At 48.9% G+C, this 23,738-nt stretch carries 5 protein-coding genes; all 5 read left to right on the top strand.

Going from position 1 to position 23,738, the window contains the following annotated elements:
- The first annotated feature begins 104 nt into the window (after positions 1-104).
- Entirely contained in the window at positions 105-18,023 is a 17,919-nt protein-coding gene (locus FLM48_RS02275; RefSeq protein WP_179023167.1) for an Ig-like domain-containing protein, read from the top strand.
- 100 nt (positions 18,024-18,123) lie between these two features.
- Positions 18,124-20,304, top strand: a complete 2,181-nt coding sequence (locus tag FLM48_RS02270; protein ID WP_179023165.1) for a type I secretion system permease/ATPase — start codon at positions 18,124-18,126, stop codon at positions 20,302-20,304.
- On the top strand, positions 20,297-21,679 hold the full coding sequence (locus FLM48_RS02265; RefSeq protein WP_028773626.1) for an HlyD family type I secretion periplasmic adaptor subunit: 1,383 nt from the start codon (positions 20,297-20,299) through the stop codon (positions 21,677-21,679). The genes FLM48_RS02270 and FLM48_RS02265 overlap by 8 nt, the downstream gene beginning before the upstream one ends.
- Positions 21,680-21,708: 29 nt before the next feature.
- The gene (locus FLM48_RS02260) at positions 21,709-23,124 is read left to right on the top strand and encodes a TolC family outer membrane protein (protein WP_179023163.1); all 1,416 of its coding nucleotides are present in this window, start codon (positions 21,709-21,711) and stop codon (positions 23,122-23,124) included.
- Complete coding sequence (locus tag FLM48_RS02255) at positions 23,121-23,729, top strand: OmpA family protein (protein ID WP_028773628.1); 609 nt, start codon at positions 23,121-23,123, stop codon at positions 23,727-23,729. Before FLM48_RS02260 ends, FLM48_RS02255 begins: the two co-directional genes overlap by 4 nt.
- Positions 23,730-23,738 lie beyond the last annotated feature (9 nt).

The following is a 23,738-nucleotide window of genomic DNA, read 5'->3' as shown; positions in this document are numbered from 1 at the left end:
ACTTGAGCAAATACGATTGTTAAAATTTGTAGTCAACCTGTAAAATTTCATCCTTAAAATAGCACATAATTTGCACTTTAAGGTCACACTGCTCGGGGGCAGCTATGAGTACTCTAACTATTGAAAAACAAGGACAAGTTACACTTGTCAACGGCACAGCGACAGTCACAATCAACGGTCAACAACGGCCTATTGAGCAAGGCGAGATACTTGTTCCGGGTGCCGTTATTGATTTTACTGATGATAGTCAGTTAGAGATCGCTTATGACGATGGCAGCGCTTTCTCTAGCAATGAGACCAGCTCAGCCCAAGTTGACCTAGGTGAAATACCCGAAGATTTAGCCGCCCTTGATGAGATCGAGCAACTACAGGCGCTTATTGCATCTGGTGAAGACCCAACCGCTGAGCTACCTGATACCGCAGCCGGTGGAGCCACAGGTAACGAAGGTGGTTCAGATTTCGTTTCATTATCTAGAGACGGCTCTGAAACCCAAGCCGCAGCGCAATATGATACTAGCTTTGATGCAGCAGCCCCCACTGCAGCGTTATCTATTGCCCCTGCCCCGCTAGATACAGTTGGCTACAACATTGCTCAGTTTACCGATAGCTTTGTCAACGGCGTGGCCTATACCACTTCATCCGGTTTAACAGGTTTCACCGGAGATTTAGGCCCTGCAGGCTCCTTTGCATACAATGCGGGAGACACTGTTACCTTTTCCATCGGGGGCGTGATTATTGCTGAATTCAGCGCCGATGTTATTCAAGGTGAAATACTGTTTTTACAAGACATTGCTGGCACTGCGCTATCAGATTCAAACCTCAACTATGTTGAGAATATGGCGATCTTTTTACAAGCATTAGATAGCGATCTAAGTGACGGTGTTGATGACGGTGTACTGCAAACCAATAGCTTGATTAATACCGATAGTGCATTTGCCAACAACATTAATATTCTCAGTGCAGTCCATGATGCACTGGCAAATTATGTCGACCCTACCACAGGTCAACCATTAAATTTGGCGACGGCAGGTAAGGAAATGCTGTCGATGGTTCTCAACGAATTAGGCATCATTTTCACCCGCGAATCAGAGCTAAGTGAAACCGGTGAAAACATCTTCGAAACCATTGCTATGCAGCATGTTGCCGATACCATTGATGAGCTTGCTGGCGATCGTGCTCCTGGGTCTCATGATGACCGTCTTGCCGATATTATTGAAGTACCAGGTGGGTTGATTACCTACAATTACAATGAATTAGATGGAAAGATTACATTTTCAAGTGACGATCTGCTTGCCGGCGCCGTTGGCCATCAGGTGATCACCGAAAACCTCGTGGTTAAAAACGTCCAATTAGGCGCAGAGTTTGCTGATATTGGTACCTTAGTCGATCTCGGTGACGGTAACTACGAAATCATTCTTAATGATGGCATCAATCAGTACGATCTCGAAAACTTATCAATAGACTATCGTGTTGAAGATTGGACGGCATTTAGAGAAGTAACTTCATCGACGCAAGATCAGTTCAAATCCCACTTATCTGCTGATATTCCTGATGTATTAGAAGATGTTGGCTTTAATCAGTTTGCGCTTAATAGCCAGCTGGTATTTGATGAAGATCAAGAGCTATTTATTAACTTCACCAGTGAATTACTTAGTGAGCAACTGGGTTTCCCAATTGCAGAGTATGCCGACGATTACATCGTTCCTATCGAATATTCAAACGATGGCGGTATTACTTGGCAAACGATGACAGTTGAATCCATTGATTATAGCGGCACAATTCCTCGTCCGATCTTTGGCTTTACTTTAGCAGCAGGCAATGAAGCGGTACTGATCCGCGTGCCAATCTTTGATGATGCTCATGTAGAACCAACTGAGTATTTTAGGGCCGATGTCACCGGCGAGAACTTCTATGACGAAGTCCTACAGTTTGCGATCTTTGATAATGATGGTGGGTCGGGTAATAACTTGCCGATTATCGACATTGACTATGCAATCGCTATCGAAGGCATGGAGTTTGCCACCTTCACTCTAACGTTAAGCAGCCCAAGTAGCGAAGTTGTCACCGTCGACTTCAGCTCTCAAGAGCTAACAGCGCTATTTGGTGAAGATTTCATTAATGTCTCTGGTACGGTAACGTTCCAGCCAGGGGAAACCACAGCGTTCATTAATGTGCCAATTGTCGATGACTTAATTATTGAAACCGACAACCCAGAGTTTGCGTTAATCAACTTGACCAATCCAACTAACGCATTGCTCACGGATCCTCAAGGCACTTTGCGGATATTCGACAACGATTTGCCTAGTAACACTGCGATTAGTATTGATTTAGACCCTATCACAGGTGATAACGTCATCACGACTGAAGAAGGCGAGCAGCTTATTACTGTAACCGGTACGGTTACTGCCGATGCCGCCATTGGAGTGGGCATCGTAGTCGTCACCATTAACGGCCAAAATTATCAAACGGTGATGGACGCCAATGGCAACTTCTCTATTCAAGTAGAGGGTAGTGAGCTTGTCTTAGACAGTGACACGATTGTCGACGCTGTAGTATATGGTTATGGTCCAGGCGATGTTTATGGAACCGCAACAACCACTGAGGAGTACGATTTAGCCTCAGTATTAATTGACGATGTTTCAGTTATTGAAGAAGACAGCATCGCAACTGGCAACGTATTAGATAATGATAGCGACGGTGATGATGTACTCACTGTTGCAACGTTTGAAGTTAATGGTGAGCAATACAACGCCGGAGACTCTGTTACTTTAGAGGGCGGTGTCTTAGTTATCAACGAAGATGGTAGCTATACCTTCACACCAAACGAAAACTGGAATGGCAACGTTCCTGTTATCACTTACACAACCAATACTGGATATAGCGCAACGCTAACCATCCAAGTCGAAGCCGTCGATGACGAAAGTGTACTTGCCGATGACATACAAACCATCGATGAAGATACTGTTGCTGTTGGCAATGTCTTAGACAACGACTCCGATGTTGATAATGATCTAACCATTGCAGGTTTTGAAGTCGATGGCCAAGGTTACCCTGCTGGAGCTGCGGCTCAGCTCGCAGGTGGCACACTTATCATCAACGAAGATGGTAGCTATACATTTACACCAAATGAAAACTGGAACGGTGTTTTACCTGTCATCACTTACACCACCAATACTGGCTCTACAGCGACGTTAACACTTGATGTTACCCCTGTAGATGACCCAAGTGTGCTAGAGAATGACACAAATACGATTGACGAAGATACGATTGCAACCGGCAACGTATTAGACAATGACTTTGATGTGGATGATGACCTCACCGTCGCCAGTTTTGAAATCGATGGGCAAAGCTACACTGCAGGTACAACTGTAGAGCTAGAAAGCGGCTCAATAGTTATTAACGAAGATGGTAGCTATACATTTACTCCAAATGAAAACTGGAACGGCGCTTTACCTGTTATCACCTACACCACCAATACTGGTTCAACTGCTACGCTGACATTAGAAGTCACCCCTATAGATGACCCTAGTCAACTAAACAATGACTTCAATGTGATCAATGAAGGCGGTGTAGCAACAGGTAATGTGCTAAGCAATGACAACGATATTGACGATATACTTAGCGTCGCAACCTTTAGTGTTAATGGTCAAACACTTGCAGCCGGTGGCTCAATAGCAGTAGAAGGCGGCACCTTAACCATTAATAGTAATGGCAACTATACCTTCATCCCAGCTAATGATTGGAATGGTAGCGTACCAATAATCACTTACACAACCAATACAGGTGTGTCTGCGACTTTAACCATTTCTGTACTACCGGTTGATGATCCGACTAATGCTTTAAATGACTTCAATACCTTTGCTGAAGATACCACCGGGTCAGGAAATGTACTACTCAATGATAGTGATATTGACAATGCCCTATCCGTAGTCAGCTTTAATGTTGAAGGCAATACGTATTCAGCTAATACCACTGTTACGGTCAATGGTGGCCAATTGACCATTAACTCTAATGGTTCATATACTTTCCAACCAGAACCTAACTGGAACGGATCTGTACCTGCCATAACCTACACAACAAATACAGGAGCAAGTGCGGCACTTACCCTCACTGTGACACCAATCGCTGATGGCGCACCTCAAGTAACGATTACAACGGATGAAAATAATGATGCTTTCATCAGCAACCAAGAGATTGGTGATGCTACAGAAGTTGCTGTCACTATTGGTCTTGAAGGTACTGGAGCAGTTGCTGGTGATACGCTAACTGTGAACGGATCAGATATGATTCTGACACAAGTAGACATTGACAATGGTTATGTGAACATCACTCTCCCCAGACCAGAAGAGGGTGCTGAAATCGTAGTGACAGCTACTATCACAGATCAATCAGGCAACACTTCTGCACCAGGATCCGACTCTGCTGTATTGGATACTACAATTGCAGCGAGCATAGATTTAAACCCGATCGTGATTGGTGATGACAATGTAATCAACAGTGACGAAGCCAGCAATGGCACCATGGTAACATTATCGGGTACCGTCGGTGGCGACGTGCAAATCGGTGACACTGTCACCTTAACCTTAGATGGTAATATCATTGCAACAGCATTAGTTATCGATTTAGGTGACGGCGTGCTTGGCTTTAGTACAACTGTCGACGCCAGTGGATTGACAGCGGCTCAACTCACCACAATCACTGCTAGTGTTACAACTACCGATACTGCGGGTAATAGCACTACCAGCACAGACACTGAAACCTACAGCGTCGACACCTCAGTCATCAATGCACCAACTGTCACGATTGAAAGCGACATCAACAATGATGAGTTACTGTCTATTGCAGAGCTTCAAGGCCTTGACGGTATTGAAGTGTCAATCGCTATTGATGGAACGAAATTTGAGGCTGGCGGTGTAGTCTCCATTACTGTCGTAAACGGCGATAGTACTGAATCATTTGAGCTACAGCTGGTTAATGGCCAACTCCAATTCGGTGATGGTTCACCAGCCACCGATTACATATACAGTAACGGGGTTATCTATTTACTAGAAAGTACTCCTGCTAATGGCGAAACCATCACTGTTACAGCAACACAAACTAATTTAGCCGGCAACACCTCAGGCTCTGATAGCGATACAGCAACTGTTGATACAGCCATCGCTGCAAGCATAGATTTAAACCCAATCGTGATTGGTGATGACAATGTAATCAACAGTGACGAAGCCAGCAATGGCACCATGGTAACATTATCGGGTACCGTTGGTGGCGACGTTCAAATCGGGGATATTGTCACCTTAACCTTAGATGGTAATGTTATTGCAACAGCATTAGTTATCGATTTAGGTGAAGGTGTACTTGGCTTCAGCACAACTGTCGACGCCAGTGGGTTGACAGCGGCTCAACTCAACTCAATTACAGCCAGTGTCACCGCTATCGATACTGCGGGTAATAGTGCTACTGCAACGGATGTTGAATCTTATACTGTTGATACCTCTGTGATCAGCTCACCAACTGTCACAATTGAGAGCGACATCAATAATGATGAGCTACTGTCCATTGCAGAGCTTCAAGGCCTTGACGGTATTGAAGTGTCAATCGCCATTGATGGAACGAAATTTGAGGCTGGAGGTGTAGTCTCCATTACCGTCGTGAACGGCGATAGTACTGAATCATTTGAGCTACAACTTGTGAATGGCCAGCTGCAGTTCGGTGATGGCTCACCAGCTACCAATTATTTCTATGACAATGGGGTGATCTATCTACTAGAAAGTACTCCTGCTGACGGCGAAACCATCACCGTTACAGCAACACAAACTGATTTAGCCGGCAACACCTCAGGCTCTGATAGCGATACTGCAACTGTTGATAGTAACTACCCGAATACCCCAACGGTCTTGATTGTGGATGATAACAACCCTGATGATGGCGCACTCACCCAAGCAGAGCTGGGCAATGACGGCGTGCAGTTGCAGGTCAACATCAACCATGCGGACTTTGCTGAAGGGGGCTTTGTCACCCTCACCGTCAATGGCGGCAGTGCCATTGTGCTGCGCCTCAGTGACTTCACTGACAACGGCAGCGGCGTACTGACGTATAACGGCTACACCTACGATGGCAATGGCGTCATCACTTGGGATGAATCCGCCCCTGCGGAAGGTGAGTCGATCACCGTCACCGCCACCCAAACCGATGAAGCCGGTAACACCTCAGAGCAAGCGAGCGACACCGCGACCGTTGCCGATGAGACCAAGCCGAATACCCCAACGGTCTTGATTGTGGATGATAACAACCCTGATGATGGCGCACTCACCCAAGCAGAGCTGGGCAATGACGGCGTGCAGTTGCAGGTCAACATCAACCATGCGGACTTTGCTGAAGGGGGCTTTGTCACCCTCACCGTCAATGGCGGCAGTGCCATTGTGCTGCGCCTCAGTGACTTCACTGACAACGGCAGCGGCGTATTGACGTATAACGGCTACACCTACGATGGTAATGGCGTCATCACTTGGGATGAATCCGCCCCTGCGGAAGGTGAGTCGATCACCGTCACCGCCACCCAAACCGATGAAGCCGGTAACACCTCAGAGCAAGCGAGCGACACCGCGACCGTTGCCGATGAGACCAAGCCGAATACCCCAACGGTCTTGATTGTGGATGATAACAACCCTGATGATGGCGCACTCACCCAAGCAGAGCTGGGCAATGACGGCGTGCAGTTGCAGGTCAACATCAACCATGCGGACTTTGCTGAAGGGGGCTTTGTCACCCTCACCGTCAATGGCGGCAGTGCCATTGTGCTGCGCCTCAGTGACTTCACTGACAACGGCAGCGGCGTATTGACGTATAACGGCTACACCTACGATGGTAATGGCGTCATCACTTGGGATGAATCCGCCCCTGCGGAAGGTGAGTCGATCACCGTCACCGCCACCCAAACCGATGAAGCCGGTAACACCTCAGAGCAAGCGAGCGACACCGCGACCGTTGCCGATGAGACCAAGCCGAATACCCCAACGGTCTTGATTGTGGATGATAACAACCCTGATGATGGCGCACTCACCCAAGCAGAGCTGGGCAATGACGGCGTGCAGTTGCAGGTCAACATCAACCATGCGGACTTTGCTGAAGGGGGCTTTGTCACCCTCACCGTCAATGGCGGCAGTGCCATTGTGCTGCGCCTCAGTGACTTCACTGACAACGGCAGCGGCGTATTGACGTATAACGGCTACACCTACGATGGTAATGGCGTCATCACTTGGGATGAATCCGCCCCTGCGGAAGGTGAGTCGATCACCGTCACCGCCACCCAAACCGATGAAGCCGGTAACACCTCAGAGCAAGCGAGCGACACCGCCACCGTTGCCGATGAGACCAAGCCGAATACCCCAACGGTCTTGATTGTGGATGATAACAACCCTGATGATGGCGCACTCACCCAAGCAGAGCTGGGCAATGACGGCGTGCAGTTGCAGGTCAACATCAACCATGCGGACTTTGCTGAAGGGGGCTTTGTCACCCTCACCGTCAATGGCGGCAGTGCCATTGTGCTGCGCCTCAGTGACTTCACTGACAACGGCAGCGGCGTATTGACGTATAACGGCTACACCTACGATGGTAATGGCGTCATCACTTGGGATGAATCCGCCCCTGCGGAAGGTGAGTCGATCACCGTCACCGCCACCCAAACCGATGAAGCCGGTAACACCTCAGAGCAAGCGAGCGACACCGCCACCGTTGCCGATGAGACCAAGCCGAATACCCCAACGGTCTTGATTGTGGATGATAACAACCCTGATGATGGCGCACTCACCCAAGCAGAGCTGGGCAATGACGGCGTGCAGTTGCAGGTCAACATCAACCATGCGGACTTTGCTGAAGGGGGCTTTGTCACCCTCACCGTCAATGGCGGCAGTGCCATTGTGCTGCGCCTCAGTGACTTCACTGACAACGGCAGCGGCGTACTGACGTATAACGGCTACACCTACGATGGTAATGGCGTCATCACTTGGGATGAATCCGCCCCTGCGGAAGGTGAGTCGATCACCGTCACCGCCACCCAAACCGATGAAGCCGGTAACACCTCAGAGCAAGCGAGCGACACCGCGACCGTTGCCGATGAGACCAAGCCGAATACCCCAACGGTCTTGATTGTGGATGATAACAACCCTGATGATGGCGCACTCACCCAAGCAGAGCTGGGCAATGACGGCGTGCAGTTGCAGGTCAACATCAACCATGCGGACTTTGCTGAAGGGGGCTTTGTCACCCTCACCGTCAATGGCGGCAGTGCCATTGTGCTGCGCCTCAGTGACTTCACTGACAACGGCAGCGGCGTATTGACGTATAACGGCTACACCTACGATGGCAATGGCGTCATCACTTGGGATGAATCCGCCCCTGCGGAAGGTGAGTCGATCACCGTCACCGCCACCCAAACCGATGAAGCCGGTAACACCTCAGAGCAAGCGAGCGACACCGCGACCGTTGCCGATGAGACCAAGCCGAATACCCCAACGGTCTTGATTGTGGATGATAACAACCCTGATGATGGCGCACTCACCCAAGCAGAGCTGGGCAATGACGGCGTGCAGTTGCAGGTCAACATCAACCATGCGGACTTTGCTGAAGGGGGCTTTGTCACCCTCACCGTCAATGGCGGCAGTGCCATTGTGCTGCGCCTCAGTGACTTCACTGACAACGGCAGCGGCGTACTGACGTATAACGGCTACACCTACGATGGTAATGGCGTCATCACTTGGGATGAATCCGCCCCTGCGGAAGGTGAGTCGATCACCGTCACCGCCACCCAAACCGATGAAGCCGGTAACACCTCAGAGCAAGCGAGCGACACCGCCACCGTTGCCGATGAGACCAAGCCGAATACCCCAACGGTCTTGATTGTGGATGATAACAACCCTGATGATGGCGCACTCACCCAAGCAGAGCTGGGCAATGACGGCGTGCAGTTGCAGGTCAACATCAACCATGCGGACTTTGCTGAAGGGGGCTTTGTCACCCTCACCGTCAATGGCGGCAGTGCCATTGTGCTGCGCCTCAGTGACTTCACTGACAACGGCAGCGGCGTATTGACGTATAACGGCTACACCTACGATGGTAATGGCGTCATCACTTGGGATGAATCCGCCCCTGCGGAAGGTGAGTCGATCACCGTCACCGCCACCCAAACCGATGAAGCCGGTAACACCTCAGAGCAAGCGAGCGACACCGCCACCGTTGCCGATGAGACCAAGCCGAATACCCCAACGGTCTTGATTGTGGATGATAACAACCCTGATGATGGCGCACTCACCCAAGCAGAGCTGGGCAATGACGGCGTGCAGTTGCAGGTCAACATCAACCATGCGGACTTTGCTGAAGGGGGCTTTGTCACCCTCACCGTCAATGGCGGCAGTGCCATTGTGCTGCGCCTCAGTGACTTCACTGACAACGGCAGCGGCGTACTGACGTATAACGGCTACACCTACGATGGCAATGGCGTCATCACTTGGGATGAATCCGCCCCTGCGGAAGGTGAGTCGATCACCGTCACCGCCACCCAAACCGATGAAGCCGGTAACACCTCAGAGCAAGCGAGCGACACCGCGACCGTTGCCGATGAGACCAAGCCGAATACCCCAACGGTCTTGATTGTGGATGATAACAACCCTGATGATGGCGCACTCACCCAAGCAGAGCTGGGCAATGACGGCGTGCAGTTGCAGGTCAACATCAACCATGCGGACTTTGCTGAAGGGGGCTTTGTCACCCTCACCGTCAATGGCGGCAGTGCCATTGTGCTGCGCCTCAGTGACTTCACTGACAACGGCAGCGGCGTATTGACGTATAACGGCTACACCTACGATGGTAATGGCGTCATCACTTGGGATGAATCCGCCCCTGCGGAAGGTGAGTCGATCACCGTCACCGCCACCCAAACCGATGAAGCCGGTAACACCTCAGAGCAAGCGAGCGACACCGCGACCGTTGCCGATGAGACCAAGCCGAATACCCCAACGGTCTTGATTGTGGATGATAACAACCCTGATGATGGCGCACTCACCCAAGCAGAGCTGGGCAATGACGGCGTGCAGTTGCAGGTCAACATCAACCATGCGGACTTTGCTGAAGGGGGCTTTGTCACCCTCACCGTCAATGGCGGCAGTGCCATTGTGCTGCGCCTCAGTGACTTCACTGACAACGGCAGCGGCGTATTGACGTATAACGGCTACACCTACGATGGTAATGGCGTCATCACTTGGGATGAATCCGCCCCTGCGGAAGGTGAGTCGATCACCGTCACCGCCACCCAAACCGATGAAGCCGGTAACACCTCAGAGCAAGCGAGCGACACCGCGACCGTTGCCGATGAGACCAAGCCGAATACCCCAACGGTCTTGATTGTGGATGATAACAACCCTGATGATGGCGCACTCACCCAAGCAGAGCTGGGCAATGACGGCGTGCAGTTGCAGGTCAACATCAACCATGCGGACTTTGCTGAAGGGGGCTTTGTCACCCTCACCGTCAATGGCGGCAGTGCCATTGTGCTGCGCCTCAGTGACTTCACTGACAACGGCAGCGGCGTATTGACGTATAACGGCTACACCTACGATGGTAATGGCGTCATCACTTGGGATGAATCCGCCCCTGCGGAAGGTGAGTCGATCACCGTCACCGCCACCCAAACCGATGAAGCCGGTAACACCTCAGAGCAAGCGAGCGACACCGCCACCGTTGCCGATGAGACCAAGCCGAATACCCCAACGGTCTTGATTGTGGATGATAACAACCCTGATGATGGCGCACTCACCCAAGCAGAGCTGGGCAATGACGGCGTGCAGTTGCAGGTCAACATCAACCATGCGGACTTTGCTGAAGGGGGCTTTGTCACCCTCACCGTCAATGGCGGCAGTGCCATTGTGCTGCGCCTCAGTGACTTCACTGACAACGGCAGCGGCGTATTGACGTATAACGGCTACACCTACGATGGTAATGGCGTCATCACTTGGGATGAATCCGCCCCTGCGGAAGGTGAGTCGATCACCGTCACCGCCACCCAAACCGATGAAGCCGGTAACACCTCAGAGCAAGCGAGCGACACCGCCACCGTTGCCGATGAGACCAAGCCGAATACCCCAACGGTCTTGATTGTGGATGATAACAACCCTGATGATGGCGCACTCACCCAAGCAGAGCTGGGCAATGACGGCGTGCAGTTGCAGGTCAACATCAACCATGCGGACTTTGCTGAAGGGGGCTTTGTCACCCTCACCGTCAATGGCGGCAGTGCCATTGTGCTGCGCCTCAGTGACTTCACTGACAACGGCAGCGGCGTACTGACGTATAACGGCTACACCTACGATGGTAATGGCGTCATCACTTGGGATGAATCCGCCCCTGCGGAAGGTGAGTCGATCACCGTCACCGCCACCCAAACCGATGAAGCCGGTAACACCTCAGAGCAAGCGAGCGACACCGCGACCGTTGCCGATGAGACCAAGCCGAATACCCCAACGGTCTTGATTGTGGATGATAACAACCCTGATGATGGCGCACTCACCCAAGCAGAGCTGGGCAATGACGGCGTGCAGTTGCAGGTCAACATCAACCATGCGGACTTTGCTGAAGGGGGCTTTGTCACCCTCACCGTCAATGGCGGCAGTGCCATTGTGCTGCGCCTCAGTGACTTCACTGACAACGGCAGCGGCGTATTGACGTATAACGGCTACACCTACGATGGTAATGGCGTCATCACTTGGGATGAATCCGCCCCTGCGGAAGGTGAGTCGATCACCGTCACCGCCACCCAAACCGATGAAGCCGGTAACACCTCAGAGCAAGCGAGCGACACCGCGACCGTTGCCGATGAGACCAAGCCGAATACCCCAACGGTCTTGATTGTGGATGATAACAACCCTGATGATGGCGCACTCACCCAAGCAGAGCTGGGCAATGACGGCGTGCAGTTGCAGGTCAACATCAACCATGCGGACTTTGCTGAAGGGGGCTTTGTCACCCTCACCGTCAATGGCGGCAGTGCCATTGTGCTGCGCCTCAGTGACTTCACTGACAACGGCAGCGGCGTACTGACGTATAACGGCTACACCTACGATGGTAATGGCGTCATCACTTGGGATGAATCCGCCCCTGCGGAAGGTGAGTCGATCACCGTCACCGCCACCCAAACCGATGAAGCCGGTAACACCTCAGAGCAAGCGAGCGACACCGCGACCGTTGCCGATGAGACCAAGCCGAATACCCCAACGGTCTTGATTGTGGATGATAACAACCCTGATGATGGCGCACTCACCCAAGCAGAGCTGGGCAATGACGGCGTGCAGTTGCAGGTCAACATCAACCATGCGGACTTTGCTGAAGGGGGCTTTGTCACCCTCACCGTCAATGGCGGCAGTGCCATTGTGCTGCGCCTCAGTGACTTCACTGACAACGGCAGCGGCGTATTGACGTATAACGGCTACACCTACGATGGTAATGGCGTCATCACTTGGGATGAATCCGCCCCTGCGGAAGGTGAGTCGATCACCGTCACCGCCACCCAAACCGATGAAGCCGGTAACACCTCAGAGCAAGCGAGCGACACCGCCACCGTTGCCGATGAGACCAAGCCGAATACCCCAACGGTCTTGATTGTGGATGATAACAACCCTGATGATGGCGCACTCACCCAAGCAGAGCTGGGCAATGACGGCGTGCAGTTGCAGGTCAACATCAACCATGCGGACTTTGCTGAAGGGGGCTTTGTCACCCTCACCGTCAATGGCGGCAGTGCCATTGTGCTGCGCCTCAGTGACTTCACTGACAACGGCAGCGGCGTACTGACGTATAACGGCTACACCTACGATGGTAATGGCGTCATCACTTGGGATGAATCCGCCCCTGCGGAAGGTGAGTCGATCACCGTCACCGCCACCCAAACCGATGAAGCCGGTAACACCTCAGAGCAAGCGAGCGACACCGCCACCGTTGCCGATGAGACCAAGCCGAATACCCCAACGGTCTTGATTGTGGATGATAACAACCCTGATGATGGCGCACTCACCCAAGCAGAGCTGGGCAATGACGGCGTGCAGTTGCAGGTCAACATCAACCATGCGGACTTTGCTGAAGGGGGCTTTGTCACCCTCACCGTCAATGGCGGCAGTGCCATTGTGCTGCGCCTCAGTGACTTCACTGACAACGGCAGCGGCGTATTGACGTATAACGGCTACACCTACGATGGTAATGGCGTCATCACTTGGGATGAATCCGCCCCTGCGGAAGGTGAGTCGATCACCGTCACCGCCACGCAAACCGATGAAGCCGGTAACACCTCAGAGCAAGCGAGCGACACCGCCACCGTTGCCGATGAGACCGCACCTACAGTCGCGATTACCGGAATAACGAACGATACTGGCATAGCTGGTGATTTTAATACCAATGACAATACTTTGATTTTCTTCGGTACTGTTGAAATGGAACCTGGAAATGTACTCGTCGTCAATATTGAAGGAACTGAATATACAGTTGGTAACGGTCTAGTTATTGATGCACAAGGCAACTGGAGCGTTGACTTGCAAGGTACTGTCCTGGCCGATGGAACCTATAGCGTCACTGCCACTGTTACTGATTCAGCAGGCAATAGTGCTCAAGCTACTCAAGATGTGGTTATTGAGAACAATGCTCCTGTTATTCAAAACCCAACTAACAGTGCAGTATCGGAAGAAGGGCTAGCAGATGGTCTAATCGATAACACTGGGGAAGACGACACCACTGATAACGTTCAAGCTACAGGTTCAGTCACTATCACAGATACCGATGGTGATACTGTCACTGTTGAGCTGACGGGCCCAGCAGGAATATACTCTGGCGGTGTTGAGCTGCAATGGTCATGGGATAACGGAACACTAACAGGTTACGTCGGTACGATTGGCGAAAGTGACTATGCAGCTGTTATGACAGTGGCACTTACATCACCCACCAACGCCAGCCCTGATGTGTGGAATTATACGGTTAATATACTTGCACCTATCGACCACCCTGATACAACCGAGGAAGATGATTTACCGATCACTGTTGGTATCAATGTTGATGATGGTAATGGTGGTACAGCTTCAAGTAGCTTTACTGTGACGGTAGAAGATGATGCACCTGAAGTAACTGATGCTGCACCTGTCGTAGTCAGTGACGATAACATTCCTGACACACTGACAGGTGAGTTCTCGTTTACGGGATCAAACAGCAACCACAACTCACTTGATTTTGACGGTTTTACCGTCACCGCACGTGGTTTTACCTCTGCAACAGACTCGACATTAGTTGCTGCGCAGGTAAATAGAAGTGGCAGCGGAATCGGGGTGAACAGTGTCGATTCGCCTTACCACAATATCTCTAACGAAGTGGATTTCCGCGAATTTGCAGATGGTTCATCAGCGTCAGAAGAAATCGTCATCACTCTAGACCCTGGCACCGTAGCTTATGGCATCAAGATGGAATTCTCTGCCATGTTTGGTGGCGAGTTAGAAGTGGGAGTAGTCGACTTCTACCGTGATGGCCAATTGATAGCTAGCCAAACCTTTAGCTCCGATGCATCAGACGGCGACTATGCAGCCTTATTTGAAGTATTAGAAGGCGGCTTTGATCAATTAGTTGTTAGAGCAACCGATAATGGTCTTAATGACGATGATGACAATAGTGATTTCACCATCACCTCTATCGAGTTCCTCGGGGTAACCGATCAAGCTATTGGCTATGCTTCTGGTAATGTCGATGTAGAGTGGGGCGCAGACGGATTTGGCTCACTAGCATTTGCAGGTAGTGATGAAAATGCCTTAACCACTGCAAGTGGTGAGGCGATTATTATCACCCAAACAGATAATACCTTGTTGGGTCAAACCGCCGGTGGTGACTTAATCTTTAAAGTAGAATTTACCCCTGCAACAGGCCAATGGGAGTTCTTCCAGTACCAAGCAATGTCAGCCCCATCTGATGGCGCTATTGACTTTAATGTGGTTGCTACTGATGGTGATGGCGATAATAGCCTTGGCCACTTCTCTGTGACCCCTAAAGTGGATGCTATGCCTGTTACCACTGACGGTACAGCTGATGGCATTGAAGATACTGCCTTGATACTGCAGTGGAGTGACTTTAATGTCACTGACAGCGATACAGCCAAAGCGGATATAGCAATTAAAGCTGTTAACTTACCGCAAGCAGCAAATGGTACGTTGCAGTATTACAATGGCTCAACATGGCAATCAGTTACGGTAGGCATGCTACTAACATCAGTGATGTTTGATGATGGTCATGTGCGCTTTATGCCTGCAGAAGACCAAGCTGACGGCACGCTAGGTGGTCTTGGTAATCGCGGCGATGCACTAGCAAGCTTTGATTATGTAGCAACCGATGGTACTTCAGACAGCAACCAGTCTTCAATGACCATCAATATTGATGCTCGAGCCGATAGCCCACTCCTCAATGCATCCGCTGGCGATCTAGTGTGGATTGATAAAGCACCTATTGATACGACCGTACCCGGCAATGTTCAAGCTGGAGACACAGTATTTGGTGTCAATGTCGACAATGTACATTCTGGACGAGCAGTATCTGTAAGTGGCTCAACGGATAATAACTTTATCTCCAATAGTGATGTCAATGACACCTCAGTGCTAGAAGCTGGCAGCGGCGATGATATCTTGATCGGCGGCAACTTAGCTGACAACTTAATCGGTGGTGCTGGCGATGATATTTTTGTTGGTGGCGGTCAGAATGACTCAATATATGGTGGTGCTGGTACCGATACCGCGTTCTACACGGGTAACTTTGCCGACTACACCATTACCAATCATTACGACCATGCAGTGCCGCCATATCTGCTTATTAACGATAGCCGTAATATTGATGCAAGCTCGGTCAATACAGCTGATTTGGAAGCCGGAGACCATTTGTATGAAGTTGAACGTTTGGTGTTTGCCGACGGTATTTATCAGGTCAACCCAGATGGCTCAATTACGCAAGTGCAAACCAAAGAGATAGCATTAGATATTTCTGCAGACTTAGCAGATACCGATGGCAGTGAATCACTCTCTGATATCACAATCACTGATATTCCTGCCGGGCTGGTACTTTCAGCCGGTAGCTATGATGTTGCAACCAATACCTGGACATTGACTCAAGCCGAGTTAGTCGGACTGAAACTGCAAGTGCCTGAAGACTACTCAGGTGCTCAAGAGTTTACCATGAACATCAGTGTTACCAGCACTGAAGACAGTAATGGTAACGCCACGACTACCACTACGGGTGTCGGAATTTCAATTCGTGCCTACGAATATGAAGATGGCACCGATGGCAACAATGTCATTGATGGCGGTGATAACAACGACATCATAGTTGGCGACACCACGGGCATACAGATTGTTCAAGGTGAAAATTACAATATCGCCTTTATTGTTGATACCTCGGGCAGTATGGGCAGCAGCAACGTCAGTACAGCAAAAACTGAGCTGGCCACTGTGTTCAGCACCCTTAAAGCCAGTGTAGGTCAAGGCTCGTCAGGGATTGTAAATATTCTACTTGTCGACTTTGACACTGGAACAAAAGCTAATGTTGCCGTTAATCTTGCTGACAGTAACGCTCTGACCGTTCTCGGTAATATTCTGGATACCATGAGCAGTGGCGGCCGGACTAACTATGAATCAGCCTTTGAAACGGCAATCGATTGGTTTAACAATGGTTCAGCATCGACCAATGATGGAACTAACCTGACTTACTTCATTACAGATGGTAAGCCAAATAACCATACTATTGACAAAGATCTTGATGAAGTCATGGTATACAACGGACCAGGTCAAGGTAACAACGTCTATTTGAATGAGCTAATCGCTGGCTACCAACCAGGTCAGGAATTGAAGTACAACAATCGCACCATCGTAGATGAGTATGGCAATATCAATTATTGGTATCGCGATGATGGCGAGTGGGAAAGTTATCAAGTGGGTACACTACGCACTGATGTTAATGGTGATTACTTTGTGTCATATATTACCAGTGACTCAGGCTCGACTTCAGAAGCGCAAGCCGCGTTTACGGTATTGAGTAACTTATCTGAGGTTGAAGCGCTTGGACTAGGTTCGGGAATTGATCTTGATGATCTTAACCCTTATGACTCTGACGGCAATGCACTGAGCAATATTAACGTCTCTGATTTAGCCGCTATCATCCTAGGTTCTGAACAACTTCTGGTTCAGGGTGATGATACGGTAGATGGTGGTGACGGTAATGACATTATCTTTGGTGACTTAGTCGAGTTCTCTGCCGACAACATTGATGGTCAGGGTTATGCAGCGCTACAAAAATATGTGGCATTGCAGCTATCCGTAACGCCAGACTCTCTATCTGTTAAAGATGTCCATGACTATGTCCTTGCTAACCCCGATGAGTTTGATATATCGCGTACCGATGATGGTGGCGATACATTATCGGGTGGCGACGGTAGCGATATGCTATTTGGTCAAGGTGGTGGCGATACACTTATTGGTGGAGATGGCGCCGATACCATAATTGGTGGATTAGGTGACGATACTCTAACCGGTGGTGAATTAGGCGTAGCCGATACCGATGTTGATACCTTTGTTTGGCATGAAGGTGACACCGGAGAAGATCATATTACCGACTTTGACCTAAGTAATGACAAGCTCGATCTGAGTGATTTATTACAAGGTGAGAATGCCGGGAACTTGGCTGACTACCTAAGCTTCGAAACGAATAATGGCACCACAACCATTAAGATAGATGCGAATAATGACGGAAGCATTGACCAAGAAATTGTATTGGACGGTGTGAACTTAGAAACCGCTTATGGCAATAGTGACGCAGCTATTATTAATGGCTTATTGGGCAATAACGGTGATGGTCCATTAATAGTTGATGGTGTTGCCACAAATAACGCCCAACAGCCATTTTCTGCAACTGAAAATAGCCCAACGGGTAACGATAATGACGATAATATCCAGCATATGATTCCGTAGAAAATATGCTATTTGAACAATGGCCTGTAGCAATACAGGCCATTTTGATTAATAATTCAGTTACAAATATATAATAAAATCTTAAGGATAAGTTTTTAAGATGACTGCGTCAGCGTCTCAAAAAACTGAACAATGGACAATTTCGGCATCACAACGTGTGAATGTTGACCCCTTGTTAGACAGTCTCGTGCTTTTGACTGAATATTTCGGCAGCCCCTGTTCGAGTGAATCTCTTGCAGCGGGTTTACCGTTGTCCGGCACCGTCCTTTCGCCAGACTTAGTGCCACAAGCTGCCGGTCGTGCCGGACTTACAGCCAAATTGACCCGTAAAGGATTAGACCAAATCTCCGGGATTTTTTTACCTTGTATATTACTACTTAAAGATCAAAAAGCCTGTTTATTACGTGAATTGGATATCGACAATGATCGGGCTGTGGTACAAATGCCAGAAACTGGTGGCGAAGAAATTCTGTCACTCGAAGAGCTAGAAGCCCTGTATGTCGGTTACCTGTTTTTAGTCAAACAGCAGTATCGTGGTGATATGGGCTTTGATTTACATCAGCACGATACTCAAAGTCACTGGCTACTACAAACGTTAAAAGATTCAGCTCCCATATATCGCGATGCACTCATCGCCTCGGTGCTCGTCAACTTGTTTGCACTGGTATCACCACTGTTCATTATGAATGTGTACGACAAAGTGGTACCCAACCTAGCCTTCGAATCACTTTGGGTGTTAGCTATCGGTGCTGGCATCGCTTACATATTCGACTTAATCATGAGACAGCTTAGGGCATACCTCATCGATGTGGCTGGCAAAAAAGTTGATATCATTGTTTCATCCCGATTGTTCGCCAAAGCCATTGGTATTCCGCTAGCAAAACGCTCCCCTAGCGTTGGCGGCATGGCGCGGCAACTTGGCGAATTTGATAGTATTCGTGAAATTCTTACCTCTGCCACCATCACTACCTTAGTCGATTTGCCGTTTGCGGCATTTTTCATGTTAGTGATCTATGTTGTTGCCGGTGATTTAGCACTTATTCCACTGATAGGCAGTATCATCATTATCGCCTACACCTTAGCCGTGCAGCCTAGACTCAAAGCAGCAATAGAAGAAAGTAACAAATACGCCAGTTTAAAACATGGCCACTTAATTGAATCACTGGCATCACTTGAATCAATCAAATCGAGTGGCGCAGAAGGATTAGTGCAAAAAAGTTGGCAACACATGATCGGCCACACCGCAAACTGGCAGCTCAAGTCTAAAAAGCTATCAACTTCCGTCAACAACATTGCCAATTTTACCGTACAACTATCCGTTGTCTGTGTCGTGATTTTAGGGGTTTATCGGGTAGCGGATAATGAAATATCTATGGGTGGCATCATTGCTGCGGTTATTTTATCGAGCCGAGCTATTTCACCTATGGCGCAACTTGCCGGGTTAATGACCCGGGGTAATCATACTGCCAGCGCCTTAAGGCAGCTTGATCAAATCATGACTGAAGAGGATGAATTCGAAAACAAAGGTCACTTGGTCAGCAAGCAACGTTTAAAAGGTCAGTTGAACGCCGATCATATCGGCTTTAATTACCCAGGCACAGAAAAGCCGGTTTTACATCCGCTGAGTATTAAGATTGAACCCGGCGAGCGTGTTGCCATTATTGGTCGTAACGGTTCGGGAAAAAGTACCTTAGCCAAGCTCTTGGTCGGCTTATTCCAACCGACTAAAGGCAGTTTACGTTATGACGGCTTAGATTCAGCGCAAATACATCCAACCGATCTTAGGCGCAATTTCGGCTATCTCCCGCAGGATATCACCCTATTTCACGGCTCTATTCGAGATAACATTTTATTTGGTACCCGACAGGTCACTGAGCACCAACTTATCCGCGCCGTACAACTGTCTGGTGTTTATCAATTTACCGATATAGAAACCGAAGGATTAGATACTCAAGTTGGCGAAGGTGGCCAGTCATTGTCACGTGGTCAACGACAAACTGTTGCGCTAGCTAGGGCGACATTAAACGATCCGCCAGTATTGCTGATGGATGAGCCTACAGCCAGTTTAGATGCCCGCGCAGAAAAGCAATTCATTCATGCAATGAAAAATGTCAGTAAAGACCGAACGCTACTGCTGATCACCCATAAAATGCACCTGCTTAACTTGGTTGATCGCATTATCGTACTTGATCGTGGCCATTTGGTCGCTGATGGTCCTAAAGCTGAGGTACTCGACAAACTCTCCAAAGGATTAATTTCTGGAGGAAAGAGTCATGAGTAAGCATCTCACTACCCACGACTTAGATATGGTTGATGATATCTATGGTGCGATGATGACTGACGCCCCAACCAGTCATAGGCTGATTATATGGGCGCTATTTGCTATGGCCATTTGCTTTACAATTTGGGCCTATTTAGCTGAGCTTGACCAAGTCACCACAGGTATGGGCAAAGTTATTCCATCCTCTCAAGTGCAAGTCATTCAAAGCCTAGATGGTGGCATCATGCAAGAATTGTATGTGCAAGAAGGCATGTTAGTCACTAAAGGGCAGCCTCTAGTGCGCATTGATGATACCCGCTTCCGTTCTGATTTTGCCCAACAAGAGCAAGAAGTAGATAGCCTGCGGGCAAACGTGATTCGCCTGCGTGCAGAACTCAATAGCATCACCATTTCTGACATGGCGGCTGACTGGCGGCAGCAGGTCAAGATAGCCAAAATACCACTGCAATTCCCCAGCGCCTTGATTCAAGATCAACCGGATCTCACCCGTCGTCAATCTGAAGAATACGCTGGCAGACTGGATAACCTCAGTAACCAATTAGAGATTTTAGCCAGACAAATTCAGCAACGTCAGCAGGAAACTCAAGAATTAGCGTCTAAAATAAGTACTTTGACCACCAGTTTTCAACTTGTGTCACGTGAACTTGAACTTACCCGCCCGTTGGCGGAAAAGGGTATCGTGCCGGAAGTTGAATTGCTCAAACTAGAAAGAACCGTAAACGATATAAGAGGAGAACTTGCCACACTGCGTCTACTAAGACCGAAAGTTAAAGCATCTCAAGATGAAGCGATATTGAAACGTAGGGAAGCTGTATTTGTATTTGCAGCAGAAGCACGTACGCAACTTAACGATATGCAAACTAAACTGTCTCGAATGAGCGAAGCTCAGGTAGGTGCACAAGATAAGGTTAGCAAAGCTGAAATAGTGTCGCCTGTAAACGGCACAATAAAAACTGTTCATATCAATACACTTGGCGGCGTTGTGCAACCAGGTGTCGATATTATTGAAATTGTGCCCTCAGAAGACCAGCTGCTAATTGAAACTAAAATCATACCTAAAGATATTGCTTTTTTACATCCTGGCTTACCCGCCGTGGTCAAGGTTACGGCCTATGACTTCACCCGATATGGGGGATTAGACGGCGTTGTGGAGCACATTAGTGCCGATACAACACAGGACGAAGAGGGAAACAGTTTCTATCTTGTAAGGGTTAGAACTGAATTATCAAGTTTGACGAAAGACGATGGAACCCAGATGCCAATTATACCGGGAATGTTAACTTCGGTAGATGTCATTACTGGGCAGAGATCTGTTCTGGAGTACATACTTAATCCAATTTTAAGAGCCAAAGATACGGCTCTTCGTGAGCGCTAAACTCACGGATCTAACCAGGGGGGTTAACCATGAACATGAAAACTGTTCAACAACTAAAAGGAAGTGCTATTGCGCTGGCGATAAGCGCGCTGATGATACCAACAACTGCATCTAGTCAAACACTGGAGCAAGCTGTTGCCCATACACTCGACACCAATCCTGAAATTCGCATTGCTTTTAATCGATTTAAAGCACGTGAAGAACAGGTCAACCAAGCCATTGCGGGTTATATGCCAACCGTTGATATTTCAGCAGGTTATGGTTGGGAACAAACCAATAGTCCATCCACTCGCCGTAAAGCCAATCAAGGTGATGTCGACGAGGATGGTGTAATTGAGCTTGAAAGGGGCGAAGCCGGTTTTAGTATCAAACAGATGCTATTTGACGGTTTTTATACTGCCAGTGAAGTCGACAGATATAGCTTCGAAGCCAGTGCTGAGCAGTGGGCACTGTTTGCTGCAGCTGAAGATATGGCGCTCGATGTTGCTAAGGTCTACGTCAACTACATTCGTACCGAACAGGTATTAAAGCTTGCCGAGAAAAACCTTAATAGCCATAAAGAGATTTATGATCAAATCAAGCAACGCACTGACTCAGGTCTAGGTTCTATTGCCGATTTGTCGCAAATTACTGGCCGTTTAGCCCGTGCAAACGCCAACGTCATTTCAGCAAAAAATAACTTTTTTGATGCCAAGGCGCAATTTGTTCGCATTGTTGAACAACAGCCAGAAGCACTCATTGTGCCTGTGCCTGATGATGAAATGCTGCCGGTCGATCTCGATAGCAGCGTCACCCTAGCGCAGGACAATCACCCCATTTTGAAGTCTGCTTCTAGTGATATTATGGCGGCGCAAAATGAGCGTTCTTCAGCGCAATCTAACTACTATCCAACAGTGACATTAGAACTAGACGGTAACTGGAACAATAACCTCGACGGCGAAGATGGCTACTCACAGTTTGCATCACAGAATGTTGGCGGTCATAGCAATGACCTCGTCGCGATGGTGCGACTCAAGTACAACTTGTTTGCCGGTGGTAAAGACTTAGCCAGAGAGAAAGAAGCGGCTTATAAGGTCGGAGAAGCTAAAGAGATCCGTCAACGGGCCCATCGCCAAGTTGTTGAAGGTGTTAACTTAGCTTGGAACGCCTATGAGTTATTGGCTCCACAAAAGGCCTTTATTCGTGATCATGTGGTTGCAGCAAAAGACACCCAAGTTGCATATAGCCAGCAATTTAATTTAGGCCAACGTACTTTGCTTGATTTACTTGATACCGAAAACGAACTCTTTGAAGCACGCAAGGACTACCTAGAAACCGAGTACGATGAGATTATTGCAGAGTACCGAATCTTGAACGCTACCGGGCGTTTACTTGAATCATTACGTGTCACCGCGCCTGATGTTTGGGCCGGCGAACGTGATTATGAAGGAGGAGTGCCACAATGAAGACGTTAACCACCTTACTCATAGGTATGACCATCATCAGCGGTTGCTCAATGCGAGACGTGGTCACAATGGACCAATCAACCTCTCAAGTACATGACCTTAATGATAACGATCGTGACGGTGTCATTGTGGCTCGAGAGCGCTGTAACGATACAGTCATGGGTGCCACCATTGATAATTATGGCTGCGGTAAAGTTGCCCCCATCAACGAGCGTCATGAGCTGAAAATCTTATTCGCGAATGACTCGTATTTTATTGATGACCAATATTACGACCAAGTTGAGCAAATTGCGGTATTTATGCGTCAATACCCCAATACTAAGGTGACCATTGAAGGTCATTGTAGTAAAACGGGGTCATATGATCATAACCTAGCCTTATCTCAAAATAGGGCCAACGCGGTGATTGCAGCGCTGTCAGAGCGATTTGATATCGCATCAGATAGACTCACCGCTATTGGATATAGCTATGATCGACCAGTTGATCCTACCCATACCCCCATGGCACACAAGCGTAATCGCCGCGTGATTGCCGAGGTGACCGGTACGGATACAAGTGCAGATATGAAATGGCATATTTATACCGTTGATGAAGAAGTGAAATAATGAAAATAG

This window comes from Shewanella sp. Scap07 (genome assembly GCF_013394145.1).
GTDB lineage: Bacteria > Pseudomonadota > Gammaproteobacteria > Enterobacterales > Shewanellaceae > Shewanella > Shewanella waksmanii.
This window is presented reverse-complemented; position numbering and strand designations above follow the sequence as displayed.